Here is a 17203-nt window from a genome sequence, read left to right as displayed (position 1 = left end):
TTCTTCCTTGCTACCTTCACCGCTAATATAAGCTTCTACTGCTTCTGTTTTTAAGTTAGAAGAATATGATTTATTATGAGGCTTATCATGCAAACTAGATTCCCCAAATAGTTTATATTTTTTAGCCCAAACACGGATTATATTTCCATGATTACTGTTGTATCTTATTCCTAGTTCGGAACATATTTGTTTGGTAGTCTTCCGTCCTGAAAGATAATCCTTAACCGCTTGTATTTTATCTTCAACTGAATATTTAAATTTTCTTCCCATAAAAAAATACCTCCAAAGTAGAGTTTGGTTATTTACCATGTCTACTTTAGAGGTATCATATCATGATTTCTAAATCATTCAGTATACGGCTCTTTTTTACGGATTTATATCTTTCAGGCAAATTAGAATCTAACCTATCTAAAAAAGGTATAAAAGTAAGTTGGTCAGAACGTTCACTAGATACATCAACACCTACAATATATTCAGATTGAACACCAATTTGAATATTATATGCTGGTTTTAACTGCCCGTTTTTCATGTGATCTTCTTTTAAATGCATAAAAGTAGCATAATTATGGGTTTTGGAAAAACTATTTCTACCATTGAAGATATCATTATAACCATCATATTTACTTTGCTTTTCAATATATTCTTCTAAAGACTCCATATATTTTTGTAGATTACTTTTATGTCTACCTTTTCCGTATACAAACTCAATATTATTTAATTTTTTTAAGTTAGTAAGTTTTTTTCTTCATCATCTAAGGTTTTTATAGCTTCTAAAATAGTTTTTTTGGTGTGTGAATGCCTTTGGAGGATAGGTTTAGATCTTCAAGATAGCCATTAGAAGTTAGGTAATCTTGGCTTGTTATTTTTTATGAACTAGGTTTTTTCTTATAAGGTAGTTTAGGTTATTTTTTATTACATTGGTGGTATTGGCAACGAATATATGTTTTTATGGATTGTATTTTTTATGCATTTTAGTAGTGTGAGGTAGCATTCATTTTCTAAGTCTTCTTTTGTGTAGTTGGTAAGTTGGGTTTTGGAGCAGAGGGATTTTATTAATGGGGTAAATTCTTGGGTTAGTTTTTCTAGGGAGGAGTCTCCTGTTTTTGTGGAATAGAATAGTGGTTCTATTTGTTTATAGTCCAGAACAGCACATCCTTTCAAAGTTGTTTTAGTATAAAAAAACAAAATTGATAGTAAAACCAAAAAATGTTATAATTTATACAAAAGGTAATAAAAAAAAGAATAATATTACTTATTTGATCAAATTTCATATTTACTCATCGGCTAAATATCTAGTTTTGATTTTAAATAAAAAGGAAGATTATCCTACATGTTGAGTTAAATATTTAATGGATTCTGGATATGATTAAGAAAAAAATTATAACTACATCATTAATGAAGTTAAAGCCATCCTAATAATTGCTTACAATAAACGTGGAGCATATGCTCCGCTGGAAGGCTTTAATGAAGATTTTCAGCCTATCTGCTCCATGGGATATACACTTACTTACTGGGACAAGGATGGAAATTACCTTAAATATAGATGTCCGCATGCAACTGGGAAAATAAATTGTCCTGAAGGAACATGTTGGTGTAGTAGTTCTAACTATGGATATTGTAAAAAAATAAATATAAACAATAATTGAAGACTTAAAGAATTATTAAATGTCGATAATCTGCGTTCACCAGGAATACTTAAAGCAAAAGTATTTGCTTAAGTTATTTAGCTTTGCTATCGGTTTTTCAGGATAAATTTAAAGGTTATCCGTAAATTTGGGAATTTATATTATGAAATATCCTCATTTATATAGAGGTTAAGATTACAATTAATTATGATATATAATTTTTAAATAAAATTATTATATAAATAAAAGAAATAGGAGATGAGAAAATGAAAGATTTAAATGAATCATTAGAAGTTAAAGAATTTGATGAAGCAAATGCTGAATCAAGATTAGCTGTTGAGCTAGAAGAAAGACAAGAACTTGCTTGGATTAGTTGTGTTGCTAAAAGCTAATTTTCTAGCAAGTTTTTAAAAAGTGTTTTTACTAGAATGGTAAGTGGTCTTTTGACTGCTTACTATTTTTATAATAAACATTATTTAGAGGAAACGAGGAGATATTATTGAGTTTAAAAGATATTTTTAATGAAGAAGAAATGAAAATTGGCTCAAAGGTTCATCAAAAGTTACAACTTTATATAGATAAATATAGTAGTTTATTTAATATAGATATAGAAGATATAGGATTAAATGCATATTACATGTATCCATGTATGTTCAAAGACGATTTTGTAGATATATCAGATGAAGAAAAGATAGATTTAGCTGTTTTTGGTATATTATATTACAAATATATTATTACATTTGATCAAAAACTTGATAATGAAACAACAGCAGATACATGGGGATTATTTTGTAGAAGTTTTTTTGCTCAAGAAGCCATTAAGGGACTAAGTAAATTTTTATATCCTAATGAAGAAGAATACTTTAATATTATGGATAACTATGTAAGTGAGTATGTTAATGCAATAAAACTAGAAGAAAATTGTACTGGAAATAGTGGTTATGAGTATTATGCAACAATAATGCGAGGAAAATCAGCTATAGCTAAATGTTTTGCAGCAGCTATGGCAGTAAAATCTAAAAAAACAGAAGTTTTAGATAGATTAGATAAATCTCAAGATTATTTTTATGAAGCATTTCAATTGTTTGATGATTTTAAAGACCTAAAACATGATATTAGTATAGGTAAACATACATGGATTATTGATAATATAGATTCCTCTAATGAAAAGTTATATACGCAGTTATATAAAAAGAATATGATTGAGGTTATTTTTCAAAAGATTAATTACAATTGCGATAAAGCTTTAGCTTTGGCAGGAAAAAGTAAAGGATGGTTCAAAAATATATGCTTGTTTAAAACTAAAATTCAAATGATATATATAGATATAATGAGTAAAAAATTTATTCCATCAAGGATATCTATAAATAAAGATAATAACAAGTTATCTTTAAATAGTTTAGAAGAAAATATGAGGTCTTATTTAAAGGATGATTACATAAATAATGAGTTTATACAAATTTATCATAATATGAGTTTTCTAAAAGAAGAAGGATATATAAGTGAGGAAAATCAATCTGGTGATACTTTTTCAAGAACATTTTTATTAAATATATTAAGAGAGTGTGATTTTCAAAGCAATAATAAAAAAGAAGTAAGTATGTATTCAAAATGGGTTGAAGAATTGCTTAAAAAAGAAACAAAGATATTTAAATGTGGATGGTCTTATTTCCCAGAGCTAAAGGAGTTATCACCAGATATTGATACATTATCAGAAATAATGAGGTTTTCATATGCAGTTAATGATGACAGGTTAAATGAAAGAATTAATGAATGTATAAAATTTGTTATTAATAATTGTATTAATTTAGATGGTTCTATAGATACCTGGATGTTATCAAAAGATAATGCTAGTGAAGCTGAAAAATATGCAAGGGAATTTGCAAAGAAAAGATGGAAAATACGTCAAGATCCTGAAGTGACTGCTAATTTTTTATATTCTTTAAGTTTTTATAAGGATAAGGTTAAAGATTATGAAAGAATTATTGAAAAGGGATTAAAATATCTTTTAGAGTGTAGATCAGAAAATGGTTTTTGGAGTAGCAGTTGGTATTGTGGAGATATGTATGGTACATATGTGTGTACAAGATGTTTTAAAGAATTTGATGAAACAGGTGAAGTTATAAATAGTATATTAACAGCAGTATTATCTGTATTTAGTGATAATGGAAGATGTAAAGAAGAAATGCCTTTGACTGATTATCTTTTTGCAATATTAATAATAATAGAATTATATAATCTAGAGTATTCAGAGAAATATAAGGATAAGATGGTGTTGATTTTTAGAAGGTTTATTGAACGTATAAATATAGAAATTGATAATGAAATAGGATTTTTACCTTCATCAGCTTTTATTAAAGTTGCAGAAATTGTATACAAAAATAATGATAAGGAATATAAGTATGATTTAACTTATGAGAGTATATTGATTACAACAGCACTTGGATTGAAGTGTTGTAATAGAATAAGAATGATTTTGGGGGAAGACTATGGAGAAAAAATATAGGGCAAGTATTTATAATATTTATTTAGAAGAAAATGAAGAATACTATATTTTTCAAGGTAGTACAGGGGCATTGTCTAGCTTTGAAGGTGAAGGTATTAAATTTTTAAAAGATGATGTTCATACAAAAGATGAGTATATTAAGTTTTTTAACGAAGATATCTTTAATAGAATGCTAAAACGTGGTTTTATAACTAACTATGATACTAATGAAGAAAAAGAATATCATAGAAAATTATCAAAAGCTATAGATGAAAAAAATTCAAAATCAATATCAATAGTAATTGCAGTAACTTATTATTGTAATTTTCGTTGCCCATATTGTTTTGAAAATGTATCAAGAAAAAATCTTAATGAATATAAAAAATCATTAATAACTAAGGAAGTAGTAGACGATATATTTACTTTTATAAAAAATAAAAAGGAAGATGGAATAGAAATTAATTCTATAATGCTTTTTGGGGGAGAACCTCTTCTTAAAGAAAATTTTGAAATAATAAAGTATATTGCTGAAAGAGGACAATTAGAAAGTGTTAAGATAGGTGCTGTGACTAATGGTTATGACTTAGATAGCTATTTTGAATTATGCAAAAATAATTTGATTTCTCATTTACAAATTACTATAGATGGTATAGGGAAGATTCATAATAGAAGAAGAGTTCATGCAGAAGGTTTTGATACATTTACTAAAATTGAAAAAAACATAGATTATCTTTTAGAAAATAGTAGTGTAGAAATTGAATCAATAGGTAATTATGATAATAAAAATATTTATAATATTAAGGAACTTATAGAGTTTTATAAAAGTAAAGGATGGAGTGATAATGATAGATTTTCATATTATTTTAGAAGTTTACATGCTTGTTATAAAACAAATAAGGAAGAAAAAATGGATGATTATATTTTAGGAGAATATTTAGATAGAGATGTAAAATTTAATCATGTAGTAAAGTATGATGAGATTAATAATCTTTTGAAAAGAATCTTTTTAGAAAAGAAAGTTCCATATCTATCTCCAGAATATTGTAGTGCTTGTGGAAGAATGTATGTTTTTGATTCTTATAGAAATGTTTATCCATGTTGGGAAACAGTAGGGATAGAAAATATGAAGATAGGAAAACTTACAGAAGGAGGCAATGTACTATTAAATAGTTTGTATAAAAAGTGGAAAGATAGAAAAACCTATAATATAGAAAGATGCAATGAGTGTTCATATTCACTTATATGTAGAGGGGAATGTCCAATGCATACTTATGTGAGCACTGGAGAAATGTATGATCCACAATGTGGCAATAATAAAAAAATTATAGATGAATCATTAATTTATAATATAGAAAAGAGTATATATGGAAAGTAATATGATTTTGTGTAAATTAAAGGAATCCGTAATTATAAGTGAATTTGATTGTGTAGAAGAAGATAGATATTTATTATCCTATAACAATAGAAATTGGAATATCTCAAAAGAAATGAAGATAATTATAGAAAATATCAATATATGTGATAGCTTTAAAGACGTGAAAGATAGAATAGATAATAACTACAAATTAAATATATCATTAAATCTAATTAAAAGTGTATATAAAGATTTTTTACTAAAAAATAGATTAATACAGATGGTAGATGAAGAAGAGCATGATAATATACCTTCTAAAAATGAGCTGTTATGGGCAAGGTTTACCATAGTTCCTGAAAGTATATTAAAACATATGAAATTTATGAAATTTCTATTTAGTAAAAAATCTGTTATGTTAAATATAATATTTTTTATCCTTATAAATGTTTTTGCTATATATAGATATCATAATAATTTAACAGTTGATACTATTATTTTACTTGAAGGCTCTGGAGTAATTTATTTTATTTTAATAAATGCAATTGTGACTCTTTTTCATGAAATAGGACATGCTGTAGCTTCTTTGAAATATGATGTCATACCTAAAAGAATAGGAGGAGCAGTATATTTATCTAAACCAGTTATGTTTACAGATGTTTCGTCTATTTGGAAACTTACTAAAAATCAAAGACAAGTAGTTAATTTTAGTGGCATGTATTTCCAGATGATAATGTCATCACTTATTGTTTTATATTTTTTGATTAATAAGGATTTTCAAAATTTAAACATAACAATAATAACAGAATTGTTAATATTGAGTAATTTTAATGTATTTATAAAAAGCGATGGTTATTGGATTTTGAGTGATTATTTAGGCATATCTAATTTCCATGATTTAATAGTTAAGAAGATAAAGAGAATATTTAAATGGGAAAATGAAAATAAAATTAAATTTGATAAGAAGATAAATATAGCATTGAATATATATTTATTGATTTTTTCAATGACTATAATCTTTATAGGATATATATTGTTAGAAAATGTGAAAGCAGCATTTAATAATATAAATAATATATTAACTATGGGAATAAGCTTTAATAATATTTTTTCATTTGCCTATAGTATCATACTCGTAGCGTTAATAATAGTATGCATAATTAATGTTATTAAAAAAGTTATTAGAATATGTAGAAGGAGTAATTATGTTTAGATATATTATTAAATCTTTAAAAAGTGAAAAAGCAACATCAATAGTATTATTAATACCTATTGTTGTATCTGTTTTTTTAATATATTTTTCTTTAATGATTAGTATAAACATGAATAATATAAGTGAGTTTAGAAATGAAGAGATTTTTCATAATTATACTTTTGCATTATGGAGTGACGTTAAGTTAGATGATGTAGAGCATGAAAAGTTAATAGAATATTTAAGTAAGTATAATTATTTAGAACGTAAGGTTTTGAATGTTGAATATAAGGATTCTTTAGTTACTGTTGCAGGTATTAATTATGATAATGAAGTAAGTAAGGGATTTATAGATAAAGAATATGATGGAGCTATTATTAATAAGGAATTTGCAGATAAGTTTCATTTAGAGACTGGAGATAGTTTAAAGATAAAATTAGAAGGTAAGGATCTTGAGATAAAGGTTAAGGAAATTGCTAATTTTGCAGCTATGGCAGGTAACAATGAAAATATTATGTTTATTCCAGAGCGTATTTTTGAAGGGGATAGGTATAGCAGTTATTTTGTTGTTGATGTAGATGAAGAAGATAACAGTGAGTTTAAGAAATATATTTATGATTCTTATAGTATGATGAATTTAAAGAGCAGTGAAGAGCAGCTTGATACTATGAAGGAAGAATACAATGATGTTGTTACTGGAATTATACTGCTTTCTTTATTATCTATTATAATAAGTTCTTTAATTGTTTATCATTCTTTTTATATGAGGATGTTTAAGGAACAAAAGAATATTGGCCAGATACGTTCCTTTGGAATAAGGGATAAGAGATGTTTTCATATATATTTGTATAAGAACTACATATTAGGTTTAATTGGTACTGTCATAGGAATAGTATTAGGAGTGATAGCCATATCTATTACTAGTCAGATGAATATAATTGAAAAGTGGAACTATATAGAGATAAGTAAGTTTAATGTTGTACCTCTTGCTATTTGTTTTGGCATTGAGTTCTTGAGTTTAACAAGTATATATTTTCTTGTAATTAGGAAGATAAAGAACTTTTCTATAATTCAAAATTTAAGGGAAAATCAAACTAATTTTAGGATAAAGAGGTTTAACTTGTATAAGACTGTTATTGGGTTATTATTCTTTGTAATTCTTTATATTGTAAAAATTGATGTTTTTAAGTTTTATGCAGATATGAATTTAGGTGTAAGAATGGGCTTTGCGTCCTTAGAAATTGTAGTTTTCTTTGCAGTATTGTTAAAGGTTTTGCCTGACATAATACATTATTTTAATAAGCTCATAGAAAAGGTTGTTATAAAGTATGATATGAAATCTATTATTTTTCCTTTAAAGAATTTTATTTCTAATGAACAGCAGATGATATCAACTCTTGTAGTTTTTGTAGCTTCTATAATAGTTAGTATAAGTATATATAGTTTATTTGATTCTTTTTCAAACTCTGTAAAAGAGGAAATAGGAGATACTTATAATTTTCAACTCCAGATTAATTCTCCCTATGAGTTAGATGAGAATCAGTACAATTTTATAAAGGGAATTGAAGATTTAGATTATATAGATAAAGGAGCTATTACATCTATAAAAATAGACGGAATAAATGTTGATTTGGAAAATATTAATCCTAAGGATTTTAGTAAATCTGAAAATAGGGATATTTCTTATTTAAAAACTGTAGAGTCTGAATCTAATAAGGATGTTATTCATGCTGTTGTAACTTCAAAGTTAGCAGATTATATGGGATGGGATGTAGGAAGCAGTCATTATGTAAAGCTTGGTGGAACTAATTATAAGTTTCAAATAGGACAAGTTATAGAAAGCAGTAGTTTCTTAGGAGAAAAGATTTATATATCATCTTCTTATTTATTAAAGAATTATCCTTATTGGCAATATGAATATAGAATTGGTTTAAAGGATTTATCTTCAGTGGATGAGGTTAAGAATAGTATAGATAATAAGTTTTCAGGGAAGTTAGCTGTTACTGATATTAATTCTTTTAAGGAAGAGATGATTGAAAAGGTTGTTGGAAACATTTCAGTTTTTAATTTAATATGTGCCTTAATTATTCTAGTATCATTTATTAGTGTAATAAATATTTTAGTGTTATATGTTAAGGAGCAAAAGGTAGTCTTTGCTTCAATGTTAGCTATAGGGTGTAAAAGAAATATGATATTTAAGTCAATTATTTTTGAATATTTATTGGTATTCATTTATGCAATTCTTTTTAGTATTGTACTTAGTCCTTTATTTTTAAAGATATTAATAGCTTGTATGTCAGCAGTTACAAGTAGGACCATAATATATAATTTTAATATTTCATTTTGCATCATAGTGTATTTAGTTATGTTTTTAGCTGCAGCTATTATTTCTGTAATATCAGGCTATGCTAGTATGAAAGTTAATGTTATTTCAACAATAAAGGAAAATACTTTTTAAGGAGATTATATATGATAAAAGTTGAGAATTTATCAAAGTTATATATGAATGGGGAAGTAGAAACAAATATAATTAATAATGCTTCTTTTACTATAGAAGATGGAGAGTTTTCTATGATTTTAGGACCTTCAGGAGCAGGGAAATCTACTTTGCTTTATTTATTAGGCTTATTAGAGGAATCAAATGGTGGATCTATTTATATTAATGATGTAGAAGTTAATAAGTTATCTGCAAATAAGCAAAGTGATTTTAGGCTTAATCATATAGGTTTTATATTTCAATTTTATAATCTATTGCAGGGCTTTAATATAATTGATAATGTTTTAACTCCAGTAATGTTATCTGGAAAGTCAGTAAAGAAGTACAAGACTTTAGCAGTTGAATATTTAAAGCAGGTAGGATTATATGAAAAGAGATTTAAGTATCCAAATGAATTGTCAGGAGGAGAGCAGCAGCGTGTAGCTATTGCTAGAGCATTAATTATGGAGCCTGATATTTTACTTGCAGATGAGCCTACTGGAAATTTGGATTCAAAGACTAGTTTGGAAGTTATGGAATTACTAAAGAAGATAAATAAAGAGAAGAAATGTACTATTGTTATGGTTACACATAATAATGAGTTGGTGAGTTATGCGGATAAGGTTATTACTGTAAAAGATGGACAAGTTAAAATTTAGGATATAGGGGAAGTATTATGGATATTGAAAAGTGCTTTGAAAGATTAAAACGAATATCAGAAATTGTAAATTATGAAGTTGATAATGAGATAAATAGGATATTGCAAGAAGATTGTAAATTATTTGATATACTAGAAAGTGTACCATATGCACTTTCAAGTGAAGGAAAAAGAAAACGTTCAGTTATGATTTATTTATGCTATTTATTAAAAAAAGAAAATTTTATACAGGATCTTAAGCATTTGGCTGTTTTCGTAGAACTTATCCAGACAGCAAGCTTAATACATGATGATATAATGGATAATTCATCTTTAAGACGGGATAAGGAAACTATAAATAAGAAATATGGTGTTAATACAGCAATTATAACTGGTGATTATTTAATTTTTAAGGCATTTAATCTATTGTCGAATTTGGATATTAAATATTATAAAAAGATTAATAAAATACTGGGAGAGGCATTTGAGAAAATGTGTTATGGTCAAGAACTGGAAAAGAAGTTTATTGGAAATGTAGAAATAACTTTATCTGAATATTATGAAATGATTTATATGAAAACAGCTATATTTATAGAAAAGGTATGTGAAGTTTCTTTAATTTTAGCAGATGCTAAGGAATATGAAATAGAAGCTATTAAAGCTTTTGGTAGATATTATGGAATAGCATATCAAATTAAAGATGACATTAAGTTTTTCTTAGATGAAAAAAGGGATAAGAGTTTGGAAAGTGACATAGATAAAAGGTTAGTAACTTTGCCAATAATATATGCATTGAAAAATGCTAGTATTGAAGATAAAGGGTATTTAAATAACGTTTATAATCTAAAAAAAGAAATAGATTATATTAAAATTAGAAAGACAGTAATAGAGTCAGGAGCTATAAAATATGCAATGAATGATTATGATAAGTATTTAAATAAAGCAGCTATTGAATTGAAAAAAATTAAATCTACTGAAATAGTTAATACTATATTAATGTTTATTAATAGGAAAGAGATTGAAGAGGTGGAAAAATGCCTGATATAGCTATTGTTGATAAAAAGGATAATATTATTGGTTTTATGGATAAGGAGAAAGTTCATAAAGAAAATATTTTGCATAGAGCATTTTCTATATTTGTTTTTGATAAAAAAATGAATTTGCTAATACAAAAACGTTCTAAGGAGAAATATCATTCAGCAGGATTATGGTCTAATTCATGTTGCAGTCATCAGCAAAAGGGTGAAGAGCTGGAGCAAGCTATTAATAGGTGCATGGAAAATGAATTAGGAGTTGTAATAAATAAAAGAATTTCTGTTGGTAAGTTTTATTATAATGTAAAGTTGGAGAATGGTATGAATGAAAATGAGATAGATAGGATATATATTGCATTTTATAATGGAGAGAAGCTTAATATTAATAAAGATGAAATAGAAAAGGTAGAATGGATAGATGTTGATAAATTAACTAAGGATATAGAATCATCATCAGAAAAGTATACATATTGGTTTAAGTATATATTGAAGGAAGTAATGCTTTGGGGAGATAAATAAAGTGTATAGGTCTGCTTAGAGAAAAGTAAAACTTTTTAAACTAATTTATACTAAGAGTCGTAGTATTAAAAACAAGGTGCTTATCTAGAAAAAAGATAGCATCTTATTTTTACGTACGTAATTTTATTTTTCATTTATTAATTTATGAACTAATCCAATAGAGCAATCAGAAATCTTTGCTATTTCTTTAATTGTTTTCCCATAAGATATATAACTTTTCATTTGTTAATTCTAATAATATTTATATCCCTCTTCAGCAGGAACTAAATAGACAAGGTTTTAAAAATAAGAATGGTAATCCTTTAGTGGTGGATAGAGTGACAGGAGAATTTACTCTCTCAGCATGTCCTCTTGTTAGAAAAGGAGCATGTGTTAACATTACTAGGTGGATTCAAGAAGAGCTTACTGTTGATGCTGATGGTATCTTTGGAGAGATAACAGAAGAGGCGGTAAGAAAGTGGCAACTGAGAGAAGGACTAGTTGATGATGGAGTTATTGGTATTAATAGTTGGAAGGTATTGCTTGGTAAACAGCATTTTATGGACTAGTTAAGAATATAGGGAAAGATTAATCTCCGAATACGAGTATTTTTATTAAGGAGATGATTGTTATGGGAGATTATACTTTGAGAATTAAAGAGCTTTACTTGTTTTTTAGAATGATATATAATTAATAAAAATTAATAAGAAAACAGTTAACCAAAAGGTAAGGCAGTATAAATTTTTAAGTTTATGCTGTCTTACTTTTTTTATTCGATAGGAAATTATATTTGTAATGAAGTTGTGGATAAGTCGTCTGTTTGTATTCTATAACTATGTTTGAAGCATCGAATAAAAAATGAAATTATAGTGCCGCAAGAGAACCAAAAAGCAAAATAAGTAAATTAAATTTTTATAGGGAATTATTTTGCTTTTAGAACCTCTTGCATGGCTGAAAAAAATCGACGGCTCCGCAAGGTCGCCTTGGCGATTTTTTTAGTTAGATAATATACTAGTAGTGTAAGTATGTATTAGTATCTATTATTTTAATAGATCCATTTCTTTTAATTTACTTTCAATCCGTTTAAAAAGGCTATGAGTTATATTTGTGCTTCGTTTTAGTCTTATTATACATGGTTCGGATATTCCTAAGTATTTAACCATATCAGAGTTAGTCAGGTTATTTGCTTTCATGTATTCGCAAAATTTTATGTTAGCATCTGAAAGAACATATCTTGTATAATTATCAATTTTAATATCATCTTTGAATACTTTATAGAAGGCTCTTATTGTTTTATGGCTGAGATTAATTTTACTTCTTTCAATATGTCTGATGTTTTCAGCTGATATACCAATTAAAGAAGATAGCTCCTCAGCGGTCATACCTCTTTGAAGTCGTAATTTTCTAAGAATAGCACCAGTTGAATCATCCTCTTCAACCTTATAAACTTCTTTATGCGTAATCTTAAAATCTATTTTGTCATTATAGGTTGCAATATGAGAAGAGTTGCACATGCAACCTTGTATGATGTAAATAGGATTGAAGGAGAAGTTAAAGATTATCTAAAAAATATGGGCATTGAACTTCATATGGAAGAGCGTGTTAGAGATGTGGAGTTTGATGGCCATAAAATTAAAGGTATATATTTAGCAGATGATACCTATGTTGAGGGTGATATATTTATAGAAACTACAGGAACAACAGGACCTATGGGAAATTGTTTAAGATACGGAAATGGATGTTCTATGTGTATTTTAAGATGCCCTGCCTTTGGACCTAGAATAAGTATAAGCCAAAGATGTGGAGTTCAAGATATTCAAGGGGAGAGAGCAGAAGATGCTTTAGGAGCTATGTCTGGTTCTTGTAAGCTTGCAAAGGAGACTTTATCTTATGAAATAAATAAAAAGCTTAAGGAAGAGGGAGTAGTTGTTTTAGAGGTTCCCAAAGAGGATGTAAACTATGATAAGCTTAAATCAAAGGTTTGCCAGCAATATGCTTTAAAAGAATTTGCAGAGAATATTGTTCTTTTAGATACAGGTCATGCTAAACTCATGACAACCTATTATCCACTAGAGAAGTTAAGAAAGATAAAAGGTTTAGAACATGCAAAATATATAGATCCTTATGCAGGCAGTAAAGGTAATTCCATGAGATATTTATCAGTAGCTCCAAGAACAAACGATATGAAGGTTACTGGAATAGATAATCTTTTTTGTGCAGGAGAAAAGAGTGGTCTTTTTGTAGGTCATACAGAAGCCATATGTACAGGAACCCTTGCAGGTCATAATGCAGTAAGGATGGCAATGGGAATGCCTCTTTTAATACTTCCTTCATCAATAGCTATAGGTGATATTATAGCTTATGAAAATGAAAAGTCTAAATCAAGGGAAGGAAGAAAAGAAAGATATACTTTTGCAGGAGCAGGATATTTTAAGAGAATGCAGCAAAAAGGCCTTTATACCCTTGATATTAAGGAAATTAATAAGAGAATAGATAAGCTTAATTTAAGTGGAATATTTAATATAAAGCTATGTTAATTTTTAATACAGGAAATTAAGTTTAAAAAAGCTAACTTTTTGGAGGTTAGCTTTTTTATTTTTAAAGTTCCATCTCTATCCATTTAGCTAGTTTTTTTATAGTTTCCTCATTTCTTCTAAAATAAGTATATTGTCCAATACACTTTGATTCAACAAGCTCTGCTTCTTGCATTATAGACAGAAACTCTGATATAGTTGATTGACTTAATCCAGATGCTTTCTTTATAGAACTTACACATACACCGCCTTTAAAGTCATCTGCATCAGATAGGTGCTGAACATCAAATTTATCTTTAGGATCTTTTAGCCACAGTAATATATTTAATCTATTTTTATTTCCTAAAGCCTTAAAAATTTTTATTTTATCCATGTCTACTTCCTTTCACCCAATCAATTTTTACTAAATATAATTCTACACTAAATTTAAAAAAAACCTAAGAGGAATTTTTATTAAATAAATTTTTAAAGAGGCTTTCTTGACAATTATAAAAATAAGTACTAATATTTATCGTATCGGTAAAATCCGATATGATAAATATTTTTTTATTTATCTCATAAACTAAAATTACCAAAGATAATATAACCCTATACAAACTAAGGAGGACTTAAGATATGCATTATGAAGGACCAATATAGACCACCAGTTGAAGCAGATACACTTTTATTACAAGTTACTGTAGGATGTGCACATAATAAATGTACATACTGTTCAATGTATAAAGATGTATGCTTTAAAATGGAACCGCTAGATCAAATAGAAGAAGATTTAAAAGAAGCAAAAAGTATTTATGGAAGTCTTGAAAGAATATATTTAGTAAATGGTGATCCTTTTGTTTTAAAGGCTGACTATTTAAAGGATATAGCTCTTAAGATAAAAGAGTACTTCCCAGAATGTAAAACAATAACAATGTATGCTTCAATTCAAAATATAAAAGCAAAAACTGATGAAGAATTAGCTGGATTACAAAGCTTAGGAATAAATGATTTATATGTAGGAGTAGAATCAGGAGTTGATGAAGTTTTAGCTAATATAAATAAGGGACATACTCTTGAAGAAGCTAAAGTTCAATTAGAAAGATTAAATAAAGCAAAGATTGGTCATAGAGCACTACTTATGTTAGGCGTAGCAGGACAAGGCAACGGACAGGTTAATGCTATGGAAACTGCTAAATTTTTAAATGAAACTAAACCAAACCTTATATGGGTTGGAACTTTAGGAGTATTTGAAGGAACAAAGATGGCTAAAGATGTTGAAGAAGGAACCTTTGTAGAAGCTACAGAAATAGAAAACTTAATGGAATTAAAAACATTAATTAATAATATTGAATTAGAAAATGTTCCTTTCTACTGCGTACATACTACTAATGTTATACCAGTATTAGGAGTATTACCAAGAGATAAAGAAAAGATGTTAAGACAAATAGATGAAGGTATTGAAAAGCTTGGATTTGACTATTTATCTACAACATTTAGAAGAGATTCTAAGAATAATTAATAAAAATTAAAAAAATAGATTCAAGGAGTAAAACTCATATGAAAAAAATAATAGTCTTAAACGGAAGTCCAAGAAAAAATGGAAATACATCTACATTAATAAAAAAGTTTTGTGAAGGTGCTGAGGAAAAAGGTAACATCTGCAAAGTTTTTAATCTTCATGAAATGAATTTAAATGGATGCCAAGGATGTTTTGGGTGTGATAAAAATAGAGAAAATCCATGTGTTCAAAAAGATGATATGTTAGAAATATATGAAGCTTATAAAGAAGCAGATGTTGTAGTTTTAGCATCACCTCTTTATTATTGGCATTTAAGTGGTCAACTAATTGTTGCATTAAATCGTCTTTTAGCTGTTATGAGAACTAGACAAGGATATAGCATTGACAAAAAGGAAGCAGTACTTTTAATGGCAGCAGAAGGATTTGGATTTAAATTAGCACTAGACTACTATAATACTTTAGTAAGTCATATTTCATGGAAAAATAGAGGATACATATGTGCCGGTGGTGTTAATAATCCAAAGGATATTTTAAATAGCAAAGAAATAATTGAAGCATATGAATTAGGAAGATCTATTTAAATTTAAAAGAGAAAATTAAGTAAAATAAAAGCTGGCTTATGCTATATACATAGGTCAGCTTTTGCAATTAAAGTAATTTGTAAAATATATATTAATATGATAAAAATTATAAATCTGTAGTTTATTTATATAATAATGTATAATTAATAGTATAAATAAAAATTCTAAGGAAAAGTATATAAATAACAGATTGGAGTGATAATATGTTTGGACACTGGTTAGATAAAATACTTAAAGGTGCTGCTAATATACAAAGATGGCAGGGAAGGGTTACTATATGTAAAAATAATGATAGTGGTCATATGTGGGCTGTTTCTGTAATTGCTGATGGCCTTGCAAGATGGGAAATGGAGAAATTTAATAATACTGTTGATGTGGAGCTTCTTCTAAAAAAATGCATATTTCACGACTGTCTAGAAGTAGAAACTGGAGATATATTATCTGGTGTAAAAAGAAAGACAAAGGCAATGAGTGATGCTATTGAAAATGTAGAGGAAATATTATATGAAGAAAGAATTAAAGATATAATTCCTCCAACATGGAGAGATGAATATAAGGGATATCTTTTAGATCCTAAGGATGGAAAGAAAACCATAGAAGGGAAAATTGTTGCATTAGCAGATAATATAAGTGCTCTTTATGAATGTATTCAGGAAGTTAAGCTTGGAAACAGATCCTTTGAACCCTATTTATCAGAAATAGCAAGGGATATTTTAAGCATTGATTTAGAAAGTGGAAAATATTTTATGAAACATGCTTTATGTGACTTTGGTCTACCTATTGAAGCTTATGGAGAAGAAGTAGTTCAGTTTGTAAACTCCTATGATAAAGAATAGAAATTAATATTTTAAGGTAACAAGCAGCAGTGAAAAATCACTGCTGCTTGTTAAAAATGAATAATTTGAGTTTTGGATATAATAAATTAAGAACGCTAGGTGATTCATCTGGCAGAATGAATTGAAAAAATTAATTTAATATATCCAAAGTTTGAAAACAAAAAATGAAACTTATCAATTTTAATTATTAACATATTAAAAAAATTTATACATAAATTTATGATAAAATTTAATATAAGAGAATTTACTGGAAAGAGGTTAATATATAATGAATATTTTAGTTATAGGCAATGGTTTTGATGTAGCTCATGGACTACCAACTAGATATATAGATTTTATAAAGTTTTTAAAATATTTTATATACTATGATAGTGCATTTTTACTTGAAAAATTTTACAGTCAAGTAACCAAACAGAATCCTAAGCTATTTTTAATGACTCAAAAATTTCTTCTATC

General features: G+C 27.2%; 16 protein-coding genes and 2 pseudogenes. 14 read left to right on the top strand and 4 right to left on the bottom strand.

Annotated elements, in window-relative coordinates:
- Positions 1-270, bottom strand: a 270-nt coding sequence (locus BM384_RS09160; RefSeq protein WP_175537325.1) for a transposase, incomplete at its 3' end; no start/stop codon positions are given.
- 97 nt (positions 271-367) lie between these two features.
- Positions 368-727 (bottom strand): annotated as a pseudogene (locus tag BM384_RS09155) (IS1182 family transposase); the annotation flags it as partial.
- Positions 728-1891: 1164 nt separating this feature from the next.
- Here BM384_RS09155 and BM384_RS18500 point away from each other — a divergent pair.
- The 9 genes from BM384_RS18500 to BM384_RS17640 all read left to right on the top strand — a co-directional run bounded on the left by BM384_RS18500 (position 1892) and on the right by BM384_RS17640 (position 11867).
- A complete protein-coding gene (locus BM384_RS18500; protein WP_278280907.1) occupies positions 1892-2017 on the top strand; it encodes a hypothetical protein in 126 nt (41 codons plus the stop codon).
- Between the two features lie 107 nt (positions 2018-2124).
- Positions 2125-4131 (top strand): prenyltransferase/squalene oxidase repeat-containing protein, encoded by a 2007-nt coding sequence (locus BM384_RS09150; protein WP_090013055.1) that lies wholly within the window; start codon positions 2125-2127, stop codon positions 4129-4131.
- Complete coding sequence (locus tag BM384_RS09145; RefSeq protein WP_090013054.1) at positions 4115-5485, top strand: radical SAM/SPASM domain-containing protein; 1371 nt, start codon at positions 4115-4117, stop codon at positions 5483-5485. The genes BM384_RS09150 and BM384_RS09145 overlap by 17 nt, the downstream gene beginning before the upstream one ends.
- The gene (locus BM384_RS09140; RefSeq protein WP_090013052.1) at positions 5475-6674 is read left to right on the top strand and encodes a hypothetical protein; all 1200 of its coding nucleotides are present in this window, start codon (positions 5475-5477) and stop codon (positions 6672-6674) included. The genes BM384_RS09145 and BM384_RS09140 overlap by 11 nt, the downstream gene beginning before the upstream one ends.
- Positions 6667-9111, top strand: a complete 2445-nt coding sequence (locus tag BM384_RS09135; RefSeq protein ID WP_175537324.1) for an ABC transporter permease — start codon at positions 6667-6669, stop codon at positions 9109-9111. The genes BM384_RS09140 and BM384_RS09135 overlap by 8 nt, the downstream gene beginning before the upstream one ends.
- Positions 9112-9122: 11 nt before the next feature.
- Positions 9123-9788, top strand: a complete 666-nt coding sequence (locus BM384_RS09130; protein ID WP_090013049.1) for an ABC transporter ATP-binding protein — start codon at positions 9123-9125, stop codon at positions 9786-9788.
- A 17-nt stretch (positions 9789-9805) separates the two neighbouring features.
- Positions 9806-10813, top strand: coding sequence for a polyprenyl synthetase family protein (locus BM384_RS09125; RefSeq protein WP_090013048.1), 1008 nt, complete (start codon positions 9806-9808; stop codon positions 10811-10813).
- Positions 10801-11319: an isopentenyl-diphosphate Delta-isomerase gene (gene idi / locus BM384_RS09120; protein WP_090013046.1), complete on the top strand. Its 519-nt coding sequence runs from the start codon at positions 10801-10803 to the stop codon at positions 11317-11319. The genes BM384_RS09125 and idi overlap by 13 nt, the downstream gene beginning before the upstream one ends.
- Before the next feature lie 317 nt (positions 11320-11636).
- A complete protein-coding gene (locus tag BM384_RS17640; protein WP_175537323.1) occupies positions 11637-11867 on the top strand; it encodes a peptidoglycan-binding domain-containing protein in 231 nt (76 codons plus the stop codon).
- 471 nt (positions 11868-12338) lie between these two features.
- Here the strand turns inward: BM384_RS17640 and BM384_RS09110 are convergent, their stop codons facing one another.
- Positions 12339-12812, bottom strand: coding sequence for a helix-turn-helix domain-containing protein (locus BM384_RS09110; protein ID WP_090013043.1), 474 nt, complete (start codon positions 12810-12812; stop codon positions 12339-12341).
- Between BM384_RS09110 and BM384_RS09105 the strand changes: the two are divergent.
- Positions 12810-13835 (top strand): annotated as a pseudogene (locus BM384_RS09105) (FAD-dependent oxidoreductase); the annotation flags it as partial. The gene BM384_RS09110 and the pseudogene BM384_RS09105 sit on opposite strands and share 3 nt — an antisense overlap.
- Before the next feature lie 61 nt (positions 13836-13896).
- Here BM384_RS09105 and BM384_RS09100 read toward each other — a convergent pair.
- Positions 13897-14205 carry an ArsR/SmtB family transcription factor gene (locus BM384_RS09100; RefSeq protein ID WP_090013041.1) on the bottom strand — a complete coding sequence of 103 codons (309 nt, stop codon included), beginning with the start codon at positions 14203-14205 and terminating at the stop codon, positions 13897-13899.
- Between the two features lie 249 nt (positions 14206-14454).
- Between BM384_RS09100 and BM384_RS09095 the strand changes: the two genes are divergently transcribed.
- The 4 genes from BM384_RS09095 to BM384_RS09080 form a co-directional block, all read left to right on the top strand.
- Positions 14455-15330, top strand: a complete 876-nt coding sequence (locus BM384_RS09095; RefSeq protein ID WP_090013039.1) for a radical SAM protein — start codon at positions 14455-14457, stop codon at positions 15328-15330.
- A 38-nt stretch (positions 15331-15368) separates the two neighbouring features.
- Positions 15369-15911 carry a flavodoxin family protein gene (locus BM384_RS09090; RefSeq protein ID WP_090013038.1) on the top strand — a complete coding sequence of 181 codons (543 nt, stop codon included), beginning with the start codon at positions 15369-15371 and terminating at the stop codon, positions 15909-15911.
- Between the two features lie 203 nt (positions 15912-16114).
- A complete protein-coding gene (locus BM384_RS09085) occupies positions 16115-16747 on the top strand; it encodes a YfbR-like 5'-deoxynucleotidase (protein WP_090013036.1) in 633 nt (210 codons plus the stop codon).
- A 268-nt stretch (positions 16748-17015) separates the two neighbouring features.
- On the top strand, positions 17016-17203 hold a 188-nt coding region (locus tag BM384_RS09080), incomplete at its 3' end, for an AbiH family protein (RefSeq protein WP_242945994.1).

The organism is Clostridium sp. DSM 8431 (assembly GCF_900116755.1).
Lineage (GTDB): Bacteria > Bacillota > Clostridia > Clostridiales > Clostridiaceae > Clostridium.
Note: the sequence above shows the minus strand (reverse complement) of the source record. Positions and strands in the feature narration are given on the sequence as shown.

Excerpts from the sequence above, each read along its gene's own strand:
- BM384_RS18500 (WP_278280907.1), top strand. The coding sequence starts at position 1,892 with ATGAAAGATTTAAATGAATCATTAGAAGTTAAAGAATTTGATGAAGCA.
- idi (WP_090013046.1), top strand. The coding sequence starts at position 10,801 with ATGCCTGATATAGCTATTGTTGATAAAAAGGATAATATTATTGGTTTT.
- BM384_RS09090 (WP_090013038.1), top strand. The coding sequence starts at position 15,369 with ATGAAAAAAATAATAGTCTTAAACGGAAGTCCAAGAAAAAATGGAAAT.
- BM384_RS09110 (WP_090013043.1), bottom strand. The coding sequence starts at position 12,812 with ATGTGCAACTCTTCTCATATTGCAACCTATAATGACAAAATAGATTTT.
- BM384_RS09135 (WP_175537324.1), top strand. The coding sequence starts at position 6,667 with ATGTTTAGATATATTATTAAATCTTTAAAAAGTGAAAAAGCAACATCA.
- BM384_RS09125 (WP_090013048.1), top strand. The coding sequence starts at position 9,806 with ATGGATATTGAAAAGTGCTTTGAAAGATTAAAACGAATATCAGAAATT.
- BM384_RS09085 (WP_090013036.1), top strand. The coding sequence starts at position 16,115 with ATGTTTGGACACTGGTTAGATAAAATACTTAAAGGTGCTGCTAATATA.
- BM384_RS09095 (WP_090013039.1), top strand. The coding sequence starts at position 14,455 with ATGAAGGACCAATATAGACCACCAGTTGAAGCAGATACACTTTTATTA.
- BM384_RS09140 (WP_090013052.1), top strand. The coding sequence starts at position 5,475 with ATGGAAAGTAATATGATTTTGTGTAAATTAAAGGAATCCGTAATTATA.
- BM384_RS09130 (WP_090013049.1), top strand. The coding sequence starts at position 9,123 with ATGATAAAAGTTGAGAATTTATCAAAGTTATATATGAATGGGGAAGTA.
- BM384_RS09145 (WP_090013054.1), top strand. The coding sequence starts at position 4,115 with ATGGAGAAAAAATATAGGGCAAGTATTTATAATATTTATTTAGAAGAA.
- BM384_RS09100 (WP_090013041.1), bottom strand. The coding sequence starts at position 14,205 with ATGGATAAAATAAAAATTTTTAAGGCTTTAGGAAATAAAAATAGATTA.